A 22,651-nucleotide genomic window follows, 5' to 3' on the forward strand; every position below is an offset into this window, starting at 1 on the left:
GGAATCTAACCTCCATAAGCCAGTACCAGGAACGCACGCGCCAGCATCGCGCCGACGCCGACCGCCACGCCGAACAGCAGCAGGCCTTGCAGCAGACGGTTGGTGCGCTTTTGCTCGAGCAGGATCTGACGGATCACGTCGTCGTTCGCGCCGCCCACCGGATGATGGCGCTCGGCCAGCATGTTATGGACGAGGCGCGGCAACTGCGGCAGCGTCTTGCTCCACTGCGGCGCCTCGATCTTCAGACGCTCGTACCAGCCGCGCAAGCCGATCTGCTCGTTCATCCAGCGCTCGAGATAGGGCTTCGCGGTCTTCCACAGATCCAGTTCGGGATCGAGCGAACGGCCTAGGCCTTCCACGTTCAGCATCGTCTTTTGCAGCAACACGAGCTGCGGCTGGATCTCGACGTTGAAGCGCCGCGACGTCGAGAACAGACGCATCAGCACCTGGCCGAGAGAAATGTCCTTCAGCGCGCGATCGAAATACGGTTCGCAGACCGCGCGGATCGCGCTTTCGAGCTCCTCGACGCGCGTGCTCGGCGGCACCCAGCCCGACTCCAGATGCAGCGTCGCGACGCGATGGTAGTCGCGCTTGAAGAACGCGAGGAAGTTCTGCGCGAGGTAGTTTTTGTCGAAGTCCGACAGCGCGCCGATGATGCCGAAGTCAAGCGCGATATAGCGGCCGAAGTGCGCGGGATCGAGGCTCACCTGGATGTTGCCGGGGTGCATGTCGGCGTGGAAAAAGCCGTCGCGGAACACCTGCGTGAAGAAAATTTCGACGCCCTCGCGCGCGAGCTTCGGGATGTCGACACCCGCCGCGCGCAACGTATCGACCTGGCTGATCGGCACGCCGACCATGCGCTCCATCACGAGCACCGTGGGCGTGCAGAACTCCCAGTACATCTCGGGCACGAGCAGCAGGTCGAGCCCCAGGAAGTTGCGCCGCAACTGGCTGCCGTTGGCGGCCTCGCGCATCAGGTCGAGTTCGTCGTGCAGGTATTTGTCGAATTCGGCGACCACCTCGCGCGGCTTCAGGCGCTTGCCGTCGGCCCACAGACGCTCGGCCCACACGGCGATGTCGCGCAACAGCGCGAGGTCGGAATCGATCACCGGCAGCATCTTGGGGCGCAGCACCTTCACCGCGACCGCCTTGCCCGCATGCTGGCCGGCCTTCACCTTCGCGAAGTGGACCTGTGCGATCGACGCGCTCGCGACCGGCACCCGCTCGAAATCGTCGAACAGCACGTCGACCGGCGCGCCGAGCGACTTCTCGACGAGCGCGATCGCGACCGCCGAATCGAACGGCGGCACCTGGTCCTGCAGCTTGGCAAGTTCGTTGGCGATATCGACCGGCAGCAGATCGCGACGGGTCGACAGCACCTGGCCGAACTTGACGAAGATCGGCCCGAGGCTTTCGAGCGCGAGCCGCAGACGCACGCCCGGCGGCGCATCGAACTTGCGGCCGAGCGTCGTGATGCGCAGCAGCAGACGCACGCGCCGGTCGTTGATGCGGCTCAACATCATTTCGTCGAGGCCGAAGCGGATGACCGTGAAAAATATCTTGAGAAAACGCAGAAAACGCATGGCTGGGCCCGGTGACTAGCGCGTGCCGCGCGACGTGGCGGCGCCGCCCGGCGTTTGCGCGCCGCGGGCTTCGACCTTCTGTTCGATGCGCTCGATGCGCTTTTCGACGCGCGCGAGCGAATCGCGCGCGCGCGCCAGCTCGACGTTGAAGTCAGCGAGCGCGGTGCGCCGCACCAGTTGCGGATTTTCGTCGAGCAGGTACTCGGCGGCGGTGTCGAGCAGATTGCGACCGGTGCGCTGCACATGCTCGCTGACTGAGCGGACTAGCGACGTGATGCGCCACGCGGGTCCGTCACCGATCAGCTTCGCGAGATCTTCCTCCGGCTCCCAGCGCAGATGCTCGACGAGCTTCGCGATCACGGTCGCGAACTCGGCGTCGCCCTCGATCTTCACGTGCTTCATCACCGCGGCCTGGCCACCTTGCAGGAACGCCGGCAGTGCGTCGGACGGCACCGAGATCGTCACGTCGAACTGATGCGCATCGGCTTCGTCGAGCGTACCGAGATAGCCGTCGGGCTGCACGAGCAGCGCGAGCACAACCGGCGGACATGACAGGCGAGCGGTCTTGCCCGCGTACGGGGCGAGGCGCTCGCGGGCCCACGATTCGCGGGCGAGCAGATGATTGACAGCAGCAGCGAAGGGCTTGGCGGCGAGGGTCATCGAAGGTGGCAAGAAAAAACCCGCGCGAGCGAGGTGCTTGCGCGGGCTCCCATTGTAACGTCCGTTCGCTTCGCGGCCTGCTATGCCGAACGGCCTAAGCCATGCGCGAGGTGAGGAATCGCCATGCCGTGGCCGGCTCTTTTCGAGGCAAACGCGACTCGATGCTTCGGCATGTCAGTGTTGCTCGACCTGCTGGATGCCGGCAAGCAGCCAGCCTTCGCCAGTGCGGTTCGCCTTCGTCAGATTCCAGACTTCGACGAACGGCTCGGCCGCCGCGCCCGGCTCCTCGCGGATCAAACCGGAGAAGCGCACGCTCGCGAAGGATTCGTTCGCGCGCTCCTCGACGCCAAGCAGCTCGGCGTTCAACTGCACGACGTCGGTCTGGGTCGGCTGCGTGCCGCGCGACGCGAGATCGACGCGCACTTCGGCGAACATTTCCGGCGTCGTGAATTCGCGGATGTCCTCGACGTTGCCGACGTCCCACGCGGCCTGCAGGCGCACGAAGTACACCTTCGCGTTACGCAGAAACGCTTCCGAATCGAAGCCGGCCGGCACCGACGGCGTCGCGCCGAGCGATGGCGTGGTCAACGGGTTGCCCTGCGGTTCGAGATACGAGCCGGTGGGCGGCGCCGTGTAACGCGGCTCCTGAATATAGTCGGTGCCTTTCGTGTTCAGCGACGGCGCCGTGCCCGCGTAGGCAGGCTGCGCCGCATCGCGCTTACGGCCGGTGAAGCGGCGGATGAGCCAGATCACCACAATCGCGATCAACGCGATCACGATCACGTTCGCGAACATGCCGGCGAACGCCTCGCCGAGCCCGAAATGCGACAGCAATGCGGCGATGCCGAGACCGGCCGCGAGACCGGCTATGGGCCCGAGCCAGCGATTGCGGTTCGGCGCGGCGGGCGGCGTGGGCTTAGTCGCAGGCGCCGCCTGCGCGCTCTGCTGCGTGGCCTGATTGTTCTGCGCCGGCTGGGACGGCGGCGGCGTCTGGCGCTGCTGCAGACTATTCGATTGACGGCCGAAGCTGCGGCCTCCGCCCATGCGGCGTGCTTCGGCGTCGAGAGAGGCAAGCGTGCCGGCCATCAGCAGACCGACCATCGCGATCAGTCCGATTCTTCTCGCCAGCGCCCCCTTAACCTTACGAGTAGATAACAAATTCGAATCGGACATTTCGCACTTTCCTTTAAAAATCGATGGGTTAGGGACTCTAGTATTTGGTCCCCACATGCAAAGCTACCACGCCAGCTGACAAATTGTAATATTTGACGCCGTCGAGACCAGCTTGTTCCATCATAGTTTTCAAAGTTTCCTGGTCCGGATGCATGCGGATCGATTCCGCCAGGTACTGGTAGCTTTCCGCGTCCTTGGCGAAGCGCTCGCCGAGCCACGGCAACACCTTGAACGAATACAGATCGTAGACCTTCTTCAGCGGATCCCATACCTTCGAGAACTCGAGCACGAGCAGCCGCCCGGCCGGTTTCAGCACACGACGCATCTCGGCGAGCGCGATGTCCTTATGTGTCATGTTGCGCAAGCCGAACGCGACCGTCACGACGTCGAAGTAGTTGTCCGGAAACGGGATTTTCTCGGCATCGCACAGCAGCGCCGGCGTGATGATGCCCTTGTCGAGCAGCCGGTCGCGGCCCACGCGCAGCATCGATTCATTGATGTCGGTATGCCAGACCTCGCCCGTTTCGCCCGCCTGCTTCGCGAATGCTTTCGACAGGTCGCCCGTGCCGCCCGCGATGTCGAGCACCTTGTAGCCCGGCCGCACGTTCGCCTGGGCGATCGTGAACACCTTCCACGCCCGGTGCAATCCGCCCGACATCAGGTCGTTCATCAGGTCGTAGTTGGCGGCCACCGAGTGGAACACCCCCGCCACCTTCTGCGCCTTGTCCTGTTCGTCGACCGATTGAAAGCCGAAGTGGGTTTTGCTCATCGCGCTCGTCCTTTCGCGTGTTCTTGAATGTTGCGCCGCTCGAGCGGCGTTCGGGGGCGAATCGTATCAGTGACAGTGCCCGTGCGCAGCCGCGGCGGGCACCATCGGCGTGTCGCGGTCGATGCCGGCCGCTGCCAGTTTGGCGAGATACGCGCGCCAGAGTTCATCCTGACGCACGGCCATGTCATACAGCAGGTCCCACGAGTAGATACCGGTGGCGTGTCCATCGGAGAAGGTCGGCTGCAGCGCGTAATTGCCGACGCCTTCGATCATCGTGATCGTCACGTCGCGCTTGCCGGTCTGCAGGGTTTCCTGGCCGGGCCCGTGGCCCATCACTTCCGCCGACGGCGAATACACGCGCAGCAGTTCGAACGGTAGCCGATACGCTTCGCCGTTCGCGTACTGCAGTTCGAGCACGCGCGACTTCGAATGCAAGATCACGCCTGTCGGCACCGGCGTCTCGGGAGTCAATCCGCTCATGTTGGCCTCATCAGATAACGGCGGGTGATAACGTCGGATCGGCCGCCTCGCACGCCGACGGCAGTCCGGCGATGCGCGGCGACGGGTTCAGCGACGCTCAGCCCAGCGCCTGTTCAATTTCCTGCCGCACGGCTTCGCGCAGCAGCGTGGCGTGCGCGCGGCGCGACGACAACATCGCTTCGGACACCGTGCGCTGGCGCGGCGCCCAGATCGGCAGGGGGAAATGCGCGTCGTTCGAGAAACGCGGAATCACGTGCCAGTGCACGTGCGGCACCTGGTTGCCGAGGCTCGCGAGATTGACCTTCGCGGGCTGCATCACGCGCCGCTGCGCACGCTCGACCGCGTACACGGCCTTCATCACGTGATCGCGCTCGTCGGCAGAAAGATCCGAAAACTCGGCGACGTGAGCGTTCCAGATGACCCGGCAAAAGCCCGGGTAGTCTTGTTCGTCGGCGAGGACGACTCGCAGCGCGTCGTCCTGCCACAGCACATGGCCGCCGTCTTCACGGCAAAAAACGCAGTCCATCGTCGTCCTCGGCAAAAATCGTTGGTCGTGCCATTAAACCAGCACGCGCTCGATTCCGCCATTGTTCGCCCGTTGAACGTAGTCCGCCATCCAGTTTTCGCCGAGCACGTGACGTGCCATCTCGACCACGATGTAGTCCGCCTCGGTACCCGCGTCTTCGTTGTAGCGCGACAGCCCTTGCAGGCACGACGGGCAACTCGTGAGGATCTTGACGTCGGTCGAACCCGCGTTTCCGTGATTGGGCTGCGGACCGTCGCCGGCCTTCAGCACCGAACCGTTCGGCGCGCCCGCGGCGCCGGCCGATGCATTGGCCGGATTGATCGCGTTCGCGCCCGCTTCGGCGACGAGAGGAATGCCGCGCAGCTTCGCCGCGCCCTTGCGGATTTCTTCTTCCTTGCGGAAGCGCACCTGGGTCGAGATGTCGGGACGCGTGACCGCGAGCGTGCCCGATTCGCCGCAGCAGCGGTCGTTCTTCTCGATCTTGTAGCCGTCCTGCTCCGAACCCATCAACTGATTGACGAGCTTGACCGGGTCCATCGTCTTGATCGGCGAATGGCACGGGTCGTGGTACATGTAGCGCACGCCGTTCACGCCATCGAGCTTGATGCCTTTTTCCAGCAGATACTCGTGGATGTCGATGATCCGGCAGCCCGGGAAGATCTTTTCGAATTCGTAACCGGCGAGCTGGTCGTAGCAGGTGCCGCACGACACCACCACCGTCTTGATGTCGAGGTAGTTCAGCGTATTGGCGACGCGGTGGAACAGCACGCGGTTGTCGGTGACGATCTGCTCGGCTTTGTCGTACTGGCCCGAGCCGCGCTGCGGATAGCCACAGCACAGGTAGCCCGGCGGCAGCACGGTCTGCACGCCCGCCTCCCACAGCATTGCCTGGGTCGCGAGACCAACCTGCGAGAACAGCCGCTCGGAGCCGCAGCCCGGGAAGTAGAACACTGCTTCGGTGTCGGCGGTGGTCGTCTTCGGATTGCGGATGATCGGGACGATCTTGTTGTCCTCGATATCGAGCAAGGCGCGCGCGGTCTTCTTCGGCAGGTTGCCCGGCATCTTCTTGTTCATGAAGTGGATCACCTGCTGCGTGATCACCGGCTTGCCGACCGTGGCGGGCGGATGCGCGGTCTGCTTCTTCGCGAACTTCTTCAGCACTTCATTGCCGAGGCGCTGCGCCTTGTAGCCGACGCCCATCATCGCGGTGCGCGCGAGGTTGATGGTCTGCGGGTTGGTCGCGTTCAGGAAAAACATGCCCGCGGCGTTGCCCGGATTGAACTTCTTCTTGCCCATCTTGCGCAACAGGTTGCGCATGTTCATCGACACGTCGCCGAAGTCGATCTTCACCGGGCACGGCGTCACGCACTTGTGGCAGACAGTGCAGTGATCGGCGACGTCGTTGAACTCGTCCCAGTGCTTGATCGACACGCCGCGGCGCGTCTGCTCTTCGTACAGGAATGCCTCGACCAGCAAGGACGTGGCGAGAATCTTGTTGCGCGGGCTGTACAGCAGGTTCGCGCGCGGCACGTGGGTCGCGCAGACGGGCTTGCACTTGCCGCAGCGCAGGCAGTCCTTGATCGACTCGGAAATCGCGCCGATATCGGACTGCTGCATGATCAGCGATTCGTAGCCCATCAGGCCGAAGCTCGGCGTGTACGCGTTGCGCAGGTCCGCGCCTTCGAGCAGCTTGCCCGCGTTGAAGCGGCCATGCGGATCGACGCGCTGCTTGTACTTGCGGAATTCGCCGATCTCGTCGTCGGTCAGGAATTCGAGCTTCGTGATGCCGATGCCGTGCTCGCCGGAGATCACACCGTCGAGCGAACGCGCGAGCTTCATGATGCGCGCGACCGCCGTGTGCGCGTCCTGCAGCATCTCGTAGTTATCGGAGTTGACCGGCAGGTTCGTGTGGACGTTGCCGTCGCCCGCGTGCATGTGCAGCGCGACGAACACGCGCCCGCGCAGCACCTGCTTGTGGATCGCCTGGGCTTCGTCGAGGATCGGCTTGAACTCGCCGCCGTTGAAAATCTGCCGCAATTCGGCGCGGATTTCCTGCTTCCACGACACGCGAATCGTGCGGTCCTGCGCGAGGTGGAATACGGTTGCGTCGGGTTGCGCGTCGACGCGGTCGGCGAACTTTTCGGCGAGCGACTCGTAGCCGAGGCCGACCAGGTAGTGCTGCGCCTCGCGCAGCGACAGGTCGAGCTTGCCGCGCACGAATTCCCAGCGCGTGCGCACGCGCGCGAGTAGATCGAGCGCCTGCTGCACGCGGTCTTCGAGCAGCTCGGCGCTCGGGATTTCGTTCGCGTCGTCGCTCTTGCCGAGCGGCAGCTTGCCGCCCTTGAAGAACGCTTCGAGCGCGTCGACCAGTTGCAGCTTGTTCTTCAGCGACAGCTCGATGTTGATGCGCTCGATGCCGTCCGTGTATTCGCCCATGCGGTCGAGCGGAATCACGACGTCTTCGTTGATCTTGAACGCGTTGGTGTGCTTTGCGATCGCGGCCGTACGGCTGCGGTCGAGCCAGAAGCGCTTGCGGGCCTCGGCGCTGACGGCGACGAAACCTTCGCCGCTCTTGCCGTTGGCCATGCGCACGACTTCCGAGGTGGCCTGCGCGACCGCGTCCGCGTCGTTACCGACGATATCGCCGATCAGCACCATCTTCGGAAACGCGTTGCGTTTGCTCTTGGTCGCATAGCCGACCGCGCGCAGATAGCGCTCGTCAAGATGCTCGAGACCCGCGAGAATCGCGCCGCCCTGGCGCGACGTCTCGAACAGGTAGTCCTTGATTTCGACGATGCTCGGAATCGCCTCGCGCGCCTGGCCGAAGAACTCGAGACAGACGGTGCGCGTATGCGCAGGCATCTTGTGCAGCACCCAGCGCGCGGACGTGATGAGGCCGTCGCAGCCTTCCTTCTGCACGCCCGGCAGACCGGCGAGGAATTTGTCGGTGACGTCCTTGCCGAGGCCTTCCTTGCGGAACACGCGGCCCTTGATGTCCAGCGCTTCGGTGCGCAGCAGCTTCTCGGCCGGCGCGTAGTTGCCGTCGAACCATTTGAGCTCGAAACGCGCGACTTCGATGTCGTGGATCTTGCCCATGTTGTGCTCGAGACGCGTGACTTCGAGCCAGTTCCCTTCCGGGTCGACCATGCGCCACCACGCGAGGTTGTCGAGCGCCGTGCCCCACAGCACCGCCTTCTTGCCACCCGCGTTCATCGCGACGTTGCCGCCGACGCAGGACGCGTCGAGCGAGGTCGGGTCGACCGCGAACACGAAGCCGGCCTGCTCGGCCGCTTCGGTCACGCGGCGGGTGACGACGCCCGCGCCCGAGAAAATCGTCGCGACCTTGCGATCGACGCCCGGCAACTGGGTCATTTCGACCGGGCCGAGCTGTTCGAGCTTTTCGGTGTTGATGACGGCCGAGAACGGCGTGAGCGGCACCGCGCCGCCCGTGTAGCCGGTGCCGCCGCCGCGCGGAATCACGGTCAGGCCGAGTTCGAAGCAGGCCTTGATCATGCCGGCGATTTCGGCCTCGGAGTCCGGCGTCAGCACGACGAACGGGTATTCGACGCGCCAGTCGGTCGCGTCGGTCACGTGCGAGACGCGCGACAGGCCGTCGAACTTGATGTTGTCCTTCTGCGTGACCTTGCCGAGCACGCGCGTAGAACGGCGGCGCAGGTCGTAGGTCTGCTGGAATTCGCTGGCGAATTGGTCGATCGCGCGGCGCGCGGCCTGCACCAGCTTTTCGACGCGCGCGGCGCGATCGACGCCGGCTTCGTCGCCGTGTTCGCGCAGATCGGCGCGGCGGCGCTTCTCGATTTCGGCGAGACGGTGATTGAGCGCCTCGATCAACAGCGCGCGGCGCTTCGGGTTGTCGAGCAGGTCGTCCTGCAGATACGGATTGCGGCGCACCACCCAGATATCGCCGAGCACTTCGTACAGCATGCGCGCCGAGCGGCCGGTGCGGCGTTCGGCGCGCAGTTCGGCGAGCGCGTCCCAGGCGTCGTTGCCGAGCAGGCGGATGACGATTTCGCGGTCGGAGAACGACGTGTAGTTGTAGGGAATTTCGCGCAGGCGCGCTTCGGGATCGGCGGCCACCGCGCCGGCGGCGCCGTGCGGATCGAAAACTTGAGGTGCGTTCATGGTTGGACGACTCGGTAGGTCAGCCTGGCGCACTCGTCACGAGGCGTCGGCGGACAATGCGCGTGGGGCGCAATGCTTGAAATCTTCTAGGGCTTCAAGGGGAGCAAGCACGACCGGCGGCCAACTCACGGCGGTCGCTTCGCGGCACTCAGAGACAGCTACACGATCGCGCGTGGCGGACATGCCGTTCCGCCGCGGGGCAGGATTCGCGCGGGACGGGCATTAAATGGGCGATCCGAGGCTGCCAGTGCATCTTCCGATCCTTATTCCAAAACGAAATTCTACCGCATCATTCCGCCACGCGTTGACGGTGGGAATCGGGCGGCGGCGGGGGTTCGGAGGTTTTGGCGATGAATCCGGCGGCGTTTTCGCATACCGTCCATTGACCGGCCGGACGGTTGGGCGAGCTTCGATCGCGCAATTCCGATACGGCCCGGTTAAGTGCACGGCACCCGTCCGCGGAGCGCGCTGAACGGCCAGAGCGGGCACCGTTGGCGCTATCATTGACGTCTTCCCGTTTTACACAGCGCACCGCGCCACCCGCATGGCTTCCCACGACTACCTGAAAAAGACCCTGACCGCGCGCGTCTATGACGTGGCGCGCGAGACCGAACTCGAACGCGCGCCGAACCTGTCGGCGCGGCTGCGCAACCCGGTCTATCTGAAGCGCGAGGACAACCAGCCGGTGTTCTCGTTCAAGCTGCGCGGCGCATACAACAAGATGGCGCATATTCCGGCCGAGGCGCTCAGTCGCGGCGTGATCACCGCGTCGGCGGGCAATCATGCGCAGGGCGTGGCGTTATCGGCGGCACGCATGGGCGTGAAGGCGATCATCGTCGTGCCGGTGACGACGCCGCAGCTCAAGGTCGACGCGATCCGCACGCATGGCGGGCCGACCGTCGAGATCGTGCAGTTCGGTGAGTCGTATAGCGACGCCTATGGTCACGCGGTCAAGCTGCAGGAAGAGCGCGGCCTGACCTTCGTGCATCCGTTCGACGATCCGTACGTGATCGCCGGCCAGGGCACCGTCGCGATGGAAATCCTCAGCCAGCACCAGGGGCCGATTCACGCGATCTTCGTGCCGATCGGCGGCGGCGGTCTTGCGGCCGGTGTCGCCGCCTACGTGAAATCGGTGCGCCCCGAGATCAAGGTGATCGGCGTGCAGACCGACGATTCGTGCGCGATGGCCGCGTCGTTGCAGGCGGGCGAGCGTGTGACGCTGAACGAAGTGGGCCTGTTCTCCGACGGCACCGCGGTGAAGCTCGTCGGCGAAGAGACCTTCCGTCTGTGCCGCGAATATCTCGACGAAGTGCTGCTCGTGAACACCGATGCGCTGTGCGCCGCGATCAAGGACGTGTTCCAGGACACGCGCAGCGTGCTCGAACCGGCGGGCTCGCTCGCGGTGGCCGGCGCCAAGCAGTATGCCGAACGGGAAGGCATCGAGAACCAGACGCTGATCGCGATCACGTCGGGCGCGAACATGAACTTCGACCGCATGCGCTTCGTCGCCGAACGCGCGGAAGTGGGCGAAGCGCGCGAAGCGGTCTTCGCGGTGACGATCCCCGAAGAGCGCGGCAGCTTCAGGCGCTTCTGCGAGCTGCTCGGCACGCGCAGCGTCACCGAGTTCAACTACCGGATCGCCGACGCGAACTCGGCGCATATTTTCGTCGGCGTGCAGATCCGCAATCGCAGCGAATCGGCGCAGATCGCCGGCGCGTTCGAAGCGCACGGTTTTGCCACCGTCGACCTGACCTTCGACGAACTGTCGAAGCAGCACATCCGCTACATGGTCGGCGGCCGCTCGCCGCTCGCGCGCGACGAACGACTGTTTCGCTTCGAGTTTCCGGAACGTCCGGGCGCGCTGATGAAATTCCTGTCGTCGATGGCGCCGAACTGGAACATCAGCCTGTTCCACTACCGCAACCAGGGCGCGGACTACAGCTCGATTCTGGTCGGCATTCAGGTGCCCGGAAGCGACCACGCGGCGTTCGAGCGCTTCATCGAAACGCTCGGCTATCCGTGCTGGGAAGAGACGAAGAATCCGGTCTATCGTCTCTTTCTCGCCTGATCTCTTCGAACCGGAACGCAACGATGGCGCTTTCGCTCGTCGACAAACTGGTGGTCGCAATCTCGTCGCGCGCGCTGTTCGACTTCGAGGAAGAGAACCGTGTCTACGAGGCCGGCGACCTGCAGGCTTACGAAGCGTTGCAGCGCGAGCGTCTGAACGTGCCCGCGAAACCGGGCGTCGCGTTTCCGCTGATCCGCAAGCTGCTTGCGCTGAACGCCGGCGGTCATCGCGTCGAAGTGGTGATCCTGTCGCGCAGCGATCCGATCAGCGGTCTGCGCGCGTTTCATTCCTGCCGCGAACACGGGCTCGCGATCGAGCGCGGCGTGTTCACGCGCGGCCGCGCGCCGTTCGGTTATCTGAAGCCGCTGAACGCCTCGCTGTTTTTGTCGGCGAATCAGCACGACGTGCGCGATGCGCTCGCCGCTGGCTTCCCAGCCGCACGCGTGTTGCCGGAATCGGCGAAAATGGCGAGCAAATACCCGGACGAAATCCGCATTGCGTTCGACGGCGATGCGGTCTTGTTTTCCGACGAAGCGGAACGCATCTTCCAGCAAGACGGCCTGCGCGCGTTCGTCGGTCACGAGATCGACAACAAGCATCTGCCGCTCGCGGACGGTCCGCTCAAGCCGCTGCTCGAAGCACTCCACCGGCTGCAAAAACTCGCGGACGCGGCCGCGCCGATGCGCATTCGCACGGCGCTGGTGACGGCGCGCTCGGCTCCCGCGCATGAGCGCGCGATCCGCACCCTGATGGCATGGAACATCGAAATCGACGAAGCGATGTTCCTCGGCGGCCTCGACAAAAGCGCATTTCTGCGCGAGTTCGAGCCTGACCTTTTCTTCGACGACCAGATCGGCCACTGCGAATCGGCCCGCGTCGTAACCGCGACAGGGCACGTGCTGAGTGGCATCGTGAACGCATCATGACACCCGAACAATCCCCGCTCGGCAAGTCCTCGACTTACACCGAACAATACGATCCGACGCTGCTATTTCCGATTTCGCGCAGCCATGCGCGCGAGGCGATCGGCATTACCGCGCGACTGCCGTTTTTCGGCACCGACATCTGGAACGCCTACGAGCTGTCGTGGCTGAACGCGCGCGGCAAGCCGCAGATCGCCGTCGCGACGTTCTTCGTGCCGGCCGACTCGCCGAACATCGTCGAGTCGAAATCGTTCAAGCTGTATCTGGGCTCGTTCGCGCAGACTGCGTTCGACTCGGCCGAGAGCGTGCGCGACACGATCAGGCGCGACGTGTCCGCGTCGTGCGGCGCGACCGTGTCGGTACATCTGAGCACACCGCACGAATTCGGCAAGCTGAAAATGGAAGAATTCGCCGGTCTGTCGCTCGACCGGCTCGAACTCGAGGCGAGCGTCTATCAGCCGGACGCGTCACTTTTGAGCGCGGCGCGCGACGAAGCGCCGGTCGAGGAAACGCTGTTCTCGAACCTGCTGAAGTCGAACTGCCCGGTGACCGGTCAGCCGGACTGGGGCAGCGTGCAGATCCACTACGCAGGCCCGCAGATCGATCACGCGGGCCTCTTGCGATACATCATCTCGTACCGCAATCACACCGGGTTTCATGAGCAATGCGTCGAGCGAATCTTCGTCGACATCATGAAGATGTGCAAACCGCTGAAGCTCGCCGTGTATGCGCGCTACACGCGCCGCGGCGGGCTCGACATCAACCCGTTCCGCACCAACTACAACCTGCCGATGCCGGACAACATGCGGCTCGCGCGGCAGTAACTCCAACACAAAAAACAGCGGTAAACGCGACGAGGGCGCCGCAGGCCATCACGACCTGCGGCGCCCTCGTCACATGAAAGCCATCAAAGCGATCAGGCCGCCGGCTTCTTATACGCGACGCAATCCACCTCGACCTTGCAGTCGATCACCATCGACGACACCACGCACGCGCGCGCCGGCGGATTCTCGCCAAAATACTCGCGAAACACCTTGTTGAACGACGCGAAGTCGCGCGGATCGTCGAGCCACACGCCGCAACGCACGACGTGCTCGGCGCCATAGCCCGCTTCCTTCAGGATCGCGAACACGTTCTGGATCGCCTTGTGAGATTGCTCGACGATGCCGCCGTTGATCACTTCGCCGTTTTCCATCGGCGTCTGGCCCGACACGAACAGCCAGCCGTCCGCCTCGACCGCGCGCGCGAACGGCATCACCTGACCGCCCGTTCCCTTTCCGCCTTCCACGCCATATCGCTTCATCGTCACACTCCTTAAAAAGTCGGGCACGCGCGGCGCCCTTGCCGCGCGTGCCGCCATCAATCGATAAAAAATCAGAACGCGCCCTGCGCATCGCCCTTCGACGGCGCACCGCGCGTGACGAACCGGCCAGCCCGCTCGCCCGTCACCGCGCCATCGCGATACGACAGCACGCCGTTGACCCACACCGCGTCGATGCCGGCAGCGGGCTGCTGGGGCTTGTCGAACGTCGCCACGTCATGCACTTTCGCCGGATCGAACAGCACAAGGTCGGCGTGATAGCCGATATGCACTTCGCCGCGTTGCGCGAGTCCGAAGCGGCGCGCGGACAGGCTCGTCATCTTGCGCACCGCTTCCTCGAGCGGCAGCAAAGCGGCATCGCGCGCATAGTGGCCGAGCACGCGCGGAAACGCGCCCCACAGCCGCGGATGCGGCAGCGGATCGTTCGGCAGGCCGTCGGAACCGACCATCGTCGCCGGATGCGACAGGATGCGCCGCACGTCGTCTTCGGACATGTTGTGATAGACCGCGCCGGCCGGCTGCAGGCGCTTGCCCGCCTCCTGCTGCGAGACGCCCCATTCGGCCGCGATTTCCTTGATCAGCTTGCCCGCCATTTCCGGATGCGGCTCGGACCACGTGATCGTGATGTCGATGTCGCCTGTCACCTGCTTCAGATCGAGCGTCGACGAGCTGCGGTTGTACGGATAGCAGTCGCAACCGACCGGCTGCCCGCCGCGCGCGCCTTCGAGCGACTTCAGCACCTCGACGCTGCGCCCCCAGTTCGACGGCCCCGCGCACTTCAGATGCGAGATCACGACCGGCACACGCGCATGACGACCGACGCGGTAGGCCTCGTCCATCGCGTCGAGAATCGCGTCGAACTCGGTGCGCATATGGGTCGTGTACAACGCGCCCGCGGCCGCGAGCGGCTCGGCGAGCGCCATCACTTCCTCGGTCGGCGCGGCGAACGCCGAACCGTATGCGAGCCCCGAGCTGAGACCGAGCGCGCCGTGCGCGAGCGCTTCCTCGAGCTGCGCGCACATGCGCTCGATTTCCTCGGCAGTCGCCGCGCGATCGAGCCGGTCCATCTGGTTGTTGCGCAACGCCGTGTGGCCGATCAGCGCGCCGACGTTTACCGCCGGCCGCGCGGCGTTCACCGCGTTCACATAGTCGGCGAAGGTCGGGTACTGGAACGCGTCGCGCTCGCCGAGCAGGTTCATCGGATCGGGCGGATCGCTCTTCAGCGATACCGGCGACGCGCTGATCCCGCAATTGCCGACGATCACCGTCGTCACGCCCTGGGTGATCTTCGGCAGCATCTGCGGCGAGCGGATCACATGCGTGTCGTCGTGCGTGTGCACGTCGATAAAGCCCGGCGCGAGCGCGCGCCCCTCGGCCTCGATCACCTCTTCGGCGAGCCAGTTCGACAGATTGCCGATCGCGGCGATGCGGCCGTCGCGGATTGCCACGTCGCGCTCGACGGGCGGCGCGCCCGTGCCGTCGTACAGTTGCGCGCCGAAGATCAGCGTGTCGGCGGCTTCGGGATGCGAATGCATGGATCAGTCTCCTAACGGTTGTCGATCGCCGCCGCCGCGGTGCGCGTCGAGCGCGTGCTTCATGCGGCGCAGCAATTCGCGGCTTTCGTCGCCCTGACTGACGGCAAGTTCGGTGACGAGCACATCGAGCGCCATCATCATCGCGTAACGGGACGACGACGGCTTGTAAATGAAATCGGTTTCGAACGCGACGATCGGGATCAGCCAGTTGGCGAGCTTCGCCAGCGGCGACGCGGGCGCCGTCAGCGCGACCACCGTCGCACCGTAGCTGCGCGCGATCTTGCAGTTCTCGACCATCTCGGGCACGCGCCCCGTGGTGGACAGCGCGATCACGACGCACTCGCGCGACACCGTGCTCGCCACCATGCGCTGCAACAGCCCGTCCTGATAGGTCGCGACCGGGCGGCCGAGGCGCACGAGCCTGAAACGCATTTCGTCAGCGAGCGCGGTCGAGCCGCCGCCCATGCCGAACACGTAGATCATGCGCGCATCGCGCAGCGCGGCCGCCGCTTCGGCGAGCGGCGCCTGGCGCAGCAGTTGATGATTGTGCGCGAGCGCCGTTTGCAGCTCGTCGAAGACGCGCGTGGCGATCGGCTCGGGTGCGTCGCTTGCGGTGTCGCGCTCGAGAAACCGCTGACCGACCGCGGCCGCCTGCGCGAGCCGCAGCTTGAGTTCGCGCACGTCGCGGCAGCCGACCGCCTTCGCGAAGCGCGTGACGGTCGCGATGCTGACCTCGGCCTGCTGTGCCAGCGCGCCGATGCTCGCGCGCGACGCGCCGGTCAGATCGTCGAGGATCAGCGCGGCGACCTTGCGTTCGGCCGAGCGCAACTCCGGCGCGCACTCGGCAATGCGCGCGACGATGTCGAAAGCGAGCGGTTCGGCGCTACGGTTCATGGCAGGCGGTGGGGTTCGCGGCACGGCTTTCGCGGCCCTTCCCGGCGGCCTTCGAAACCCATGGTACTAAATAACATTCGTTCAGCCATCGTACTTTCGATAACATGGTAAAGTCAAATCCAACTCAATTTACCCGGACGATGGAGCATCGGAGACATGAAAGTTACAAACTATCAGGGCGCGACGATTGATCCTTATAGCAAGGGCTTGGGCATGGTTCCGGGCACGAGCGTCCAGCTGAAGGACGCCGCGCGCCTCGAGTGGAACCTGCTCGCCGAGGACGTCAGCCTGCCGGCCGCCGTGCTGTACGCCGATCGCGTCGAGCACAACCTGAAATGGATGCAGGCGTTCGTTGCCGAATACGGCGTCAAGCTCGCGCCTCACGGCAAGACCACGATGGCGCCGCAACTGTTTCGCCGTCAGCTCGAAACCGGTGCGTGGGGCATCACGCTCGCCACCGCTCATCAGGTGCGCGCGGCGTACCACGGCGGCGTCTCGCGCATCCTGATGGCGAATCAGCTGGTCGGCCGTCACAACATGATGATGATCGCCGAATTGCTCAGCGATCCGGATTTCGAATTCTTCTGCCTCGTCGATTCGGCTGAAGGCGTCGAGCAACTCGGCGAATTCTTCACCTCGGTGAAGAAGCCGCTGCAGGTGCTGCTCGAACTCGGCGTGCCGGGTGGACGCACCGGCGTGCGCGACGAAGCGCAGCGCAACGCGGTGCTCGACGCGATCGCGCGCTATCCGGACGTGCTGAAGCTCGCGGGGGTCGAACTGTACGAAGGCGTGCTGAAGGAAGAACCCGAAGTGCGCGCGTTCCTGCAAGGCGCGGTTGCGGTCACTCGCGAACTTGTCGAGCAGGGGCGTTTCGCGCGCTCGCCGGCGGTGCTATCGGGCGCGGGATCGGCGTGGTACGACGTGGTCGCCGAAGAGTTCGCGCAGGCGACGCAATCCGGCAAGGTCGAGGTCGTGCTGCGTCCCGGCTGCTATCTGACGCATGACGTCGGCATCTATCGCAAGGCGCAGACCGACATCTTCAAGCGCAATCCGGTCGCGAAGAAAATGGGCGAAGGCTTGCTGCCGGCGCTGCAATTGTGGGCGTACGTGCAGTCCATTCCCGAGCCGGATCGCGCGATCATCGGCCTCGGCAAACGCGACTCCGCGTTCGACGCAGGCATGCCGGAGCCGGCGCGCCACTATCGCCCGGGCCAGCAAGCGCCGCGCGACATCGCCGCGAGCGAGGGCTGGGAGATCTTCGGTCTGATGGATCAGCACGCGTATCTGCGGATTCCCGCCGGCGCCGATCTGAAAGTGGGCGACATGATCGCGTTTGACATCTCGCATCCGTGCCTGACGTTCGACAAGTGGAAGCAGGTGCTGGTCGTCGATCCGCAGTATCGCGTGAAGGAAGTGATCGAGACGTTCTTCTGATCGGACCACGCCGCGCTGACTGAAGCGCGATCTGTTCCGCTAAAGAAAAAGGCTGTCCGCCCCTGGGCTCACAGCCTTTTTTATCGCCACGCGCGGACTAAAAATCACATGCGCTGCGCCGCCTCGTCGCCAGCGGTCTCCTGCGGCGCGGCGGCCACGGTCGCGGCGTTGGCGTTGGCCGTCACCTCGCCGATGCGCGTCTCCAACATTTTCAGCGCGCTCGACAACGCCGCGAGCGCCTGATCCGGCAACCCGGCCATCGTGTCGTGCAAGAACGCGTTGCGACGCGGCAGGCTCGCTTCGGTCGCGGCGTGGCCCGCTTCGGTCAGGCGCACGTTGGTCACGCGGTTATCGCGCGTATCCATGCTGCGCGCGATCCAGCCCAACCCTTCGAGCGCCTTCAACTGTCGCGTGAGCGCGCCAGGATCGACGCGCAACCGCTCGACGAGCCGCTTCTGCGACGACTCGCCGGCCTGCTCGCGCAGCGCGAGCAGAATGCGCCAGCGTGGCAACGGATGCCCCACCTGGGCCTCGAATGCCGACATGAACGCCCGATACGTGCGACCAAATTGCTGCATGACGGCGACGCGGTCCTGTTCTTCCATAATCTGCCTGTCCAACACCAAGTTCAAAAATCAGTCTGCGTGAATCACCGGCTCGAGCTTGCGCTGCAGCTTGATCGGCGGCACGCGGCGGGTTTGCCACACCGACACGACGGCGATCACCGCGGCCATCGCGAGACCCAGATGAATCGCCCCGACCAGCGCCTCGCGCGCACTTTCGAGCAACATCGCGCCGTTGTGGCCAGCGTGGGTCAACTGGTCGACGAGCGTGGTCTGCGCATCGCGGTTGATCAGGATCTGCGGATCGCCGAGATCGGCGAACCAGTGCGACGCGCCCGCGCCTTCGAGCGCATTGCGCACACCGCTCCTGTACATGTGGGTCACGAGCGTGCCGGTCAGCGCCGTGCCGATCATGCCACCGATCATCCGCAGCGACTGCAGCAGCGCGGTCGCGATGCCGAGGTGTTCGCGGCCCGCGGTCTGCTGCGCGAAGATCGTCAGGTTCGGCATCACGAAGCCGAGCCCGAGGCCGCCGACGACCATGAACGACATCAGCACCCATTGCTGCATCGAACGGGTCGCGACGACGATGCCAAGGCATGACAGCGCGACCATCGCAAAGCCGATGTACAGCATCAGGTTCGGATTCTTCACCCGCGACACGACGCGCCCGTTCGCGATACTGCCGATCGTGATGAACACGACGAGCGGCGTGATCACGAGGCCCGCCTCTTTCGGCGACATGCCGAAGCCGCCCTGGAACAGCAGCGGTGCGTAGAACAGCAGCGAGAACATCGTGAAGCCGCCGAGCACGGCCAGCGTGAACAGCGCGGCCAGACTGCGGTTGCGGAACATGTCGACGGGCAGGATCGCGGTCGGGCAGCGCTTTTCCCATTTCCACAGCGTGACGGCCGACGCGACGGCGAGCCCGAGCAGCGCGAACGCGCTCAGCGTGACGCCGTGCTTCGGCAGCAATTCGACGAACAGCTGCAGTGAGCCGAGCGCGATCGCGATCAGCAGCGCGCCGGGCCAGTCGAGCCGCATTTTGCCGGTATGTTCGACGTGCCGCAGATGCGGCAGGAAACGCCAGACGAAAAACAGCGACAGCATCCCGACCGGCAAATTCACATAGAACACCGAGCGCCAGCCGTAGTACTGCGTGAGAAAACCGCCGAGCGACGGGCCGACCGCATTGGCGATGCCGAACGCCGAGCTCATCAGCACCTGCCAGCGCAGCCGCACGACGGAATCGGGGAACAGATCGGGAATGCATGCGAACGCGGTGCCGACGAGCATGCCGCCGCCAATGCCCTGCAACCCGCGCGCGAGCACGAGAAACAGCATGCTGTTGGCCGCGCCGCACAGCACCGAGGCGCCGGTGAACACGACGATCGACGCAATCACGAACGGCTTGCGCCCGTAATAATCGCCAAGCCGCCCGAAAATCGGCACGGTGATCACCGAGGTCAGCAGATACGAGGTTGCGACCCATGCGTACAACTCGAAGCCTCGGAGTTCGGACACGATGGTGGGCAGCGCGGTGCCGACCACGGTCTGGTCGAGCGCGACCAGCATCGTGACGAACGAGATGCCGAGCATGGCCAGCAGGGATTCGCGAAACGGTAAGACTTGCCCACTCGAATGGTGGGCGGCGGTATGGACAGCCATTTTTGATGGAGCAAAAGTTGACGTGTCAAAAGATTGGGGATCATACCATGGTGCGACGCGCCAAGCGGGACGGAACGCGTCTTGCAACGCGGTAGACTGACTCCAGGTACGCAAGGCATGACATGCCAGGGAGGCCCATGCAGCCGAGTTCGCTCGCAGCACCATCCTTATCGGAGCAGGATCTCGCCGCGCTGCGGCGCGCGAAACACCAGCTCGAAAGCCCCGCGCTCACGATGAAGCTCGCGAGCGTCGTCGGCGCGCCGATCGAGAAGCTGCTATCGCGCATCCCGGCGTTCGCCAACCAAAAAGTGTCCGATGCGACGCAGGCCGCGTTGCGCAAATGTCTGTCGATCGCGCTACGCACGCTCGGCCGGCGCGAGGACGCCAGGCTTCTCGCGCCCGACAAGCCGAACAACCTGCTGCACAAGTTCGCGGTCGCGACCACCGGCGCGGCCGGCGGGGCGTTTGGATTGATCGCGCTGCCAGTCGAGCTGCCGGTCACGACTACGCTGATGTTCCGCTCGATCTGCGACATCGCGCGCAGCGAGGGCGAGGACCTGACCTCGGTCGACACGCAGCTGCAATGCCTGACCGTGCTCGGCATGGGTGGTACATCGAGCGAGGACGACGACGCCGACCTCGGCTACTTCTTCATGCGCGGCGCGCTAGCGCAGGCGGTGTCGAAGGCGTCGTCCGAGGTGGCCAGCAAGGGCTTCACGACCCACGGCTCGGCGGCGCTGCTGCGGCTGCTCAACGCGATCGCCGCGCGCTTTTCGGTGCAGGTCAGCGAACAGATCGCTGCCAAATCGATTCCCGCGATCGGCGCGGTGCTCGGCGCGATGGTCAACACCGTGTTTATCGATCACTTCCAGCAGGTCGCGCACGGGCACTTCACCGTGCGGCGGCTCGAGCGGCAATACGGCCAGCAAACGATCGAAGCCGTCTATCGGACGCTCGACGTCACGCTCGACGCCTGAGCCCTGTTCGCGGCGCGGCTCGTCGCGCGTCGCACGAACGCGGCCGCGCGATCGAGCGCGCGGTTCGCCTCCGGCATGAACGGCGCGAACATCGGCCACACGTGCGGCAGGTTTTTCCACACCTCGCATTCGCAATCGACTCCTGCCGCGTGCGCGTTGTCGGCGACGCGGCGTGCGTCGTCGAGCAGCACCTCGGTGCTGCCCACCTGCAAGAACAGCGGCGGCAGACCGCGCAGGTCCGCGTAGACCGGCGACGCGTACGGATGCGTGGCCGGCGCGTCGCCGAGATAGACCTTGGCCGCGCGCTCGATCGAGGCGCCACAGAACATCGGATCGACGCTGTCGTTGGTGCGCAGGCTCGCGCCGGTCGTCGCCAGATCGGTCCACGGCGAGAACAGCAGGCCGCCAGCGGGCATCGGTGCGCCGGCGTCGCGCAGCGCGACCAGCGTGGCGAGCGCGAGGCCGCCGCCGGCCGAGTCGCCGGCGACCACGATCGAGCTCGGCGCGATGCCCATCGCGAGCAGCTGTCGATAGGCGTCGGTGGCGTCCTCAAGCGCGGCCGGAAAGCGATGCTCGGGCGCGAGGCGGTAGTCGAGGGAGAAGAGCCGCGCGTCTGCGCGGGTAGCGAGAGCGAACGTTAGCGACCGATGCGTGCGCGGCGAGCAGAAGTAGTAGCCTCCGCCGTGGCAATACAGCACCGTCGGCTCCGCGCCGCCGGCCGTGCCGCCGTCCACGCGTTCCAGCCATTCGCCGACGAGCGGCGCCTCGCCCGCGCCATACGTTTCGCGAAGATGCCAGCCGCGCGGCACGCGTGGCGACCACACCCGCTTCGAGGTCAGCGCGCGCGCCCGCTCGACGTTGATAGACGGTTTGAGGGTTTCGGGCCGGAACTGCTTGCGCAAATACCAGCAAGCGAGTGCGCTTTGCCAGCTCATCGGGACATGCTCCTTCGTTGAAGTCCCGTCATGGTACGGGCGGTGGCGGGGACGCCGTTGGTTGGCGGGTTCTAACGGTGTGAAGCTGCTTTTGGCCGCGGCACGCGCGCTCGGCCCACGCGAGGCCCACGCCTAGTTCGCCGGCAACACCTGCCCGCGAATTTCGCCCGTCGGATTCTGCGCGGTATGAACATTGAAGTACCACTGCCCCGCCATCAGATCCGTGACCTGCTGCTCGGTCAGCTTCGCCGTGCCTTTGATCGGACTCGCGAGGCCATTCTTCTCGATCGGCACCTGGACCTTCGCGTTCTGGCCAACCGGCGCGGGACCGTGGAAATTCGCGGCGGTGACCGGACTGCTCAAGTCTTCGTAAGTAGCAGTCCACTGCAGCGATTGGGTGGACGTGTCGAAGGTCGCATTCAGCATGCCGTGCCCGTGACTCACGCGCGGCGGCACTTCGCTCGACGGCTGGAGATTCGCCTTCAGCGCAACCGTATCCGCGAACGCAGCGCCCGACGCAAGCGCCCATACCACCACGGCCAGATTCAATTTTCGCAGCGAAATCATGGTCTTCTCCGGACATTGACGCGCCACCGCGGCACCCGTGTCGGCCGTGCGGAGCTTCCACATACTAGTGCAAATCATTTGGAGCCGGTGAGGTTGGGATGGTGACTTGCGCGGGCCGCTTTAATTCGAACCGGACTGTGATTAAAACCGAAGGCCTGATGGGCAAGGTGCGCAATGCGCGCAGGCGTTCGTCACGATATGCCTAAAATACCGGCAAAAACGTAGTGCGAAATCGTTTTAATCGATTTAATCGAAAAGTTAATTGCGCGATTTGTAATGAATAAATGACGCTGTTCCTGGTATGCTCCGATTTGCGAGAAGTGACTCCTTCATCGAAGGATGTCTCCAAATCTTTAACGCGGCTTCGGCCGCGTTTTTTTTCGTCCCGATTTTGGTCGCGGCCGTTTGAATCGGCCGCGTATTCGCGCGAGGTCA

The 22,651-nt window shown here is 64.7% G+C and carries 19 protein-coding genes; 5 read left to right on the top strand and 14 right to left on the bottom strand.

The window, feature by feature from the left end; translation table 11 throughout:
* Positions 1 to 5: 5 nt before the first annotated feature.
* From ubiB to OKW38_RS16910, 7 genes are all read right to left on the bottom strand, one after another.
* Positions 6 to 1,583, bottom strand: a complete 1,578-nt coding sequence (ubiB, locus tag OKW38_RS16880; protein ID WP_187611162.1) for a ubiquinone biosynthesis regulatory protein kinase UbiB — start codon at positions 1,581 to 1,583, stop codon at positions 6 to 8.
* Between the two features lie 15 nt (positions 1,584 to 1,598).
* Positions 1,599 to 2,243 (bottom strand): ubiquinone biosynthesis accessory factor UbiJ, encoded by a 645-nt coding sequence (locus OKW38_RS16885; RefSeq protein WP_429362392.1) that lies wholly within the window; start codon positions 2,241 to 2,243, stop codon positions 1,599 to 1,601.
* Positions 2,244 to 2,417: 174 nt separating this feature from the next.
* The gene (locus OKW38_RS16890) at positions 2,418 to 3,416 is read right to left on the bottom strand and encodes a Tim44 domain-containing protein (protein ID WP_090802996.1); all 999 of its coding nucleotides are present in this window, start codon (positions 3,414 to 3,416) and stop codon (positions 2,418 to 2,420) included.
* 37 nt (positions 3,417 to 3,453) lie between these two features.
* Positions 3,454 to 4,185 carry a bifunctional demethylmenaquinone methyltransferase/2-methoxy-6-polyprenyl-1,4-benzoquinol methylase UbiE gene (ubiE, locus tag OKW38_RS16895; RefSeq protein ID WP_090802995.1) on the bottom strand — a complete coding sequence of 244 codons (732 nt, stop codon included), beginning with the start codon at positions 4,183 to 4,185 and terminating at the stop codon, positions 3,454 to 3,456.
* A gap of 66 nt (positions 4,186 to 4,251) precedes the next feature.
* Complete coding sequence (locus OKW38_RS16900) at positions 4,252 to 4,665, bottom strand: gamma-butyrobetaine hydroxylase-like domain-containing protein (RefSeq protein WP_018419393.1); 414 nt, start codon at positions 4,663 to 4,665, stop codon at positions 4,252 to 4,254.
* 97 nt (positions 4,666 to 4,762) lie between these two features.
* Positions 4,763 to 5,191, bottom strand: coding sequence for an HIT family protein (locus tag OKW38_RS16905; protein WP_184062416.1), 429 nt, complete (start codon positions 5,189 to 5,191; stop codon positions 4,763 to 4,765).
* A 33-nt stretch (positions 5,192 to 5,224) separates the two neighbouring features.
* Complete coding sequence (locus OKW38_RS16910) at positions 5,225 to 9,331, bottom strand: DUF3683 domain-containing protein (protein ID WP_429362394.1); 4,107 nt, start codon at positions 9,329 to 9,331, stop codon at positions 5,225 to 5,227.
* Between the two features lie 502 nt (positions 9,332 to 9,833).
* Between OKW38_RS16910 and ilvA the strand changes: the two genes are divergently transcribed.
* From ilvA to queF, 3 genes are read left to right on the top strand one after another with little or no spacing between them, the layout of a single operon-like run.
* Entirely contained in the window at positions 9,834 to 11,399 is a 1,566-nt protein-coding gene (gene ilvA, locus OKW38_RS16915; RefSeq protein WP_429295002.1) for a threonine ammonia-lyase, biosynthetic, read from the top strand.
* Positions 11,400 to 11,422: 23 nt separating this feature from the next.
* Complete coding sequence (locus tag OKW38_RS16920) at positions 11,423 to 12,325, top strand: 5'-nucleotidase (protein ID WP_429362395.1); 903 nt, start codon at positions 11,423 to 11,425, stop codon at positions 12,323 to 12,325.
* Positions 12,322 to 13,146, top strand: a complete 825-nt coding sequence (queF, locus tag OKW38_RS16925) for an NADPH-dependent 7-cyano-7-deazaguanine reductase QueF (protein WP_090802987.1) — start codon at positions 12,322 to 12,324, stop codon at positions 13,144 to 13,146. The genes OKW38_RS16920 and queF overlap by 4 nt, the downstream gene beginning before the upstream one ends.
* Before the next feature lie 92 nt (positions 13,147 to 13,238).
* On the opposite strand, the gene OKW38_RS16930 is transcribed toward queF, so the two are convergent.
* The 3 genes from OKW38_RS16930 to OKW38_RS16940 all read right to left on the bottom strand — a co-directional run bounded on the left by OKW38_RS16930 (position 13,239) and on the right by OKW38_RS16940 (position 16,072).
* Positions 13,239 to 13,625, bottom strand: a complete 387-nt coding sequence (locus OKW38_RS16930; protein ID WP_008923846.1) for a RidA family protein — start codon at positions 13,623 to 13,625, stop codon at positions 13,239 to 13,241.
* A 71-nt stretch (positions 13,626 to 13,696) separates the two neighbouring features.
* Complete coding sequence (locus OKW38_RS16935; RefSeq protein ID WP_090802986.1) at positions 13,697 to 15,178, bottom strand: N-acyl-D-amino-acid deacylase family protein; 1,482 nt, start codon at positions 15,176 to 15,178, stop codon at positions 13,697 to 13,699.
* A 3-nt stretch (positions 15,179 to 15,181) separates the two neighbouring features.
* On the bottom strand, positions 15,182 to 16,072 hold the full coding sequence (locus tag OKW38_RS16940; protein ID WP_090802984.1) for a MurR/RpiR family transcriptional regulator: 891 nt from the start codon (positions 16,070 to 16,072) through the stop codon (positions 15,182 to 15,184).
* Positions 16,073 to 16,228: 156 nt separating this feature from the next.
* Here OKW38_RS16940 and OKW38_RS16945 point away from each other — a divergent pair, with 156 nt between their 5' ends.
* On the top strand, positions 16,229 to 17,506 hold the full coding sequence (locus OKW38_RS16945) for an amino acid deaminase (protein ID WP_429362397.1): 1,278 nt from the start codon (positions 16,229 to 16,231) through the stop codon (positions 17,504 to 17,506).
* Positions 17,507 to 17,610: 104 nt separating this feature from the next.
* Here the strand turns inward: OKW38_RS16945 and OKW38_RS16950 are convergent, their stop codons facing one another.
* Together OKW38_RS16950 and OKW38_RS16955 are read right to left on the bottom strand one after the other, a co-directional pair.
* Positions 17,611 to 18,111 (bottom strand): MarR family winged helix-turn-helix transcriptional regulator, encoded by a 501-nt coding sequence (locus OKW38_RS16950; protein ID WP_090802981.1) that lies wholly within the window; start codon positions 18,109 to 18,111, stop codon positions 17,611 to 17,613.
* Positions 18,112 to 18,141: 30 nt separating this feature from the next.
* Positions 18,142 to 19,737: an MDR family MFS transporter gene (locus OKW38_RS16955; RefSeq protein WP_429362398.1), complete on the bottom strand. Its 1,596-nt coding sequence runs from the start codon at positions 19,735 to 19,737 to the stop codon at positions 18,142 to 18,144.
* A 137-nt stretch (positions 19,738 to 19,874) separates the two neighbouring features.
* Between OKW38_RS16955 and OKW38_RS16960 the strand changes: the two genes are divergently transcribed.
* Positions 19,875 to 20,714 carry an EcsC family protein gene (locus tag OKW38_RS16960; RefSeq protein WP_090802977.1) on the top strand — a complete coding sequence of 280 codons (840 nt, stop codon included), beginning with the start codon at positions 19,875 to 19,877 and terminating at the stop codon, positions 20,712 to 20,714.
* Here OKW38_RS16960 and OKW38_RS16965 read toward each other — a convergent pair.
* Together OKW38_RS16965 and OKW38_RS16970 are read right to left on the bottom strand one after the other, a co-directional pair.
* Complete coding sequence (locus OKW38_RS16965) at positions 20,681 to 21,649, bottom strand: alpha/beta hydrolase (RefSeq protein WP_429362400.1); 969 nt, start codon at positions 21,647 to 21,649, stop codon at positions 20,681 to 20,683. The genes OKW38_RS16960 and OKW38_RS16965 overlap by 34 nt on opposite strands.
* Before the next feature lie 132 nt (positions 21,650 to 21,781).
* Positions 21,782 to 22,216, bottom strand: coding sequence for a CHRD domain-containing protein (locus OKW38_RS16970; protein ID WP_090805584.1), 435 nt, complete (start codon positions 22,214 to 22,216; stop codon positions 21,782 to 21,784).
* Between the last annotated feature and the right edge of the window lie 435 nt (positions 22,217 to 22,651).

It is taken from the genome of Paraburkholderia sp. MM5496-R1, from assembly GCF_050436205.1.
Lineage (GTDB): Bacteria > Pseudomonadota > Gammaproteobacteria > Burkholderiales > Burkholderiaceae > Paraburkholderia > Paraburkholderia tuberum.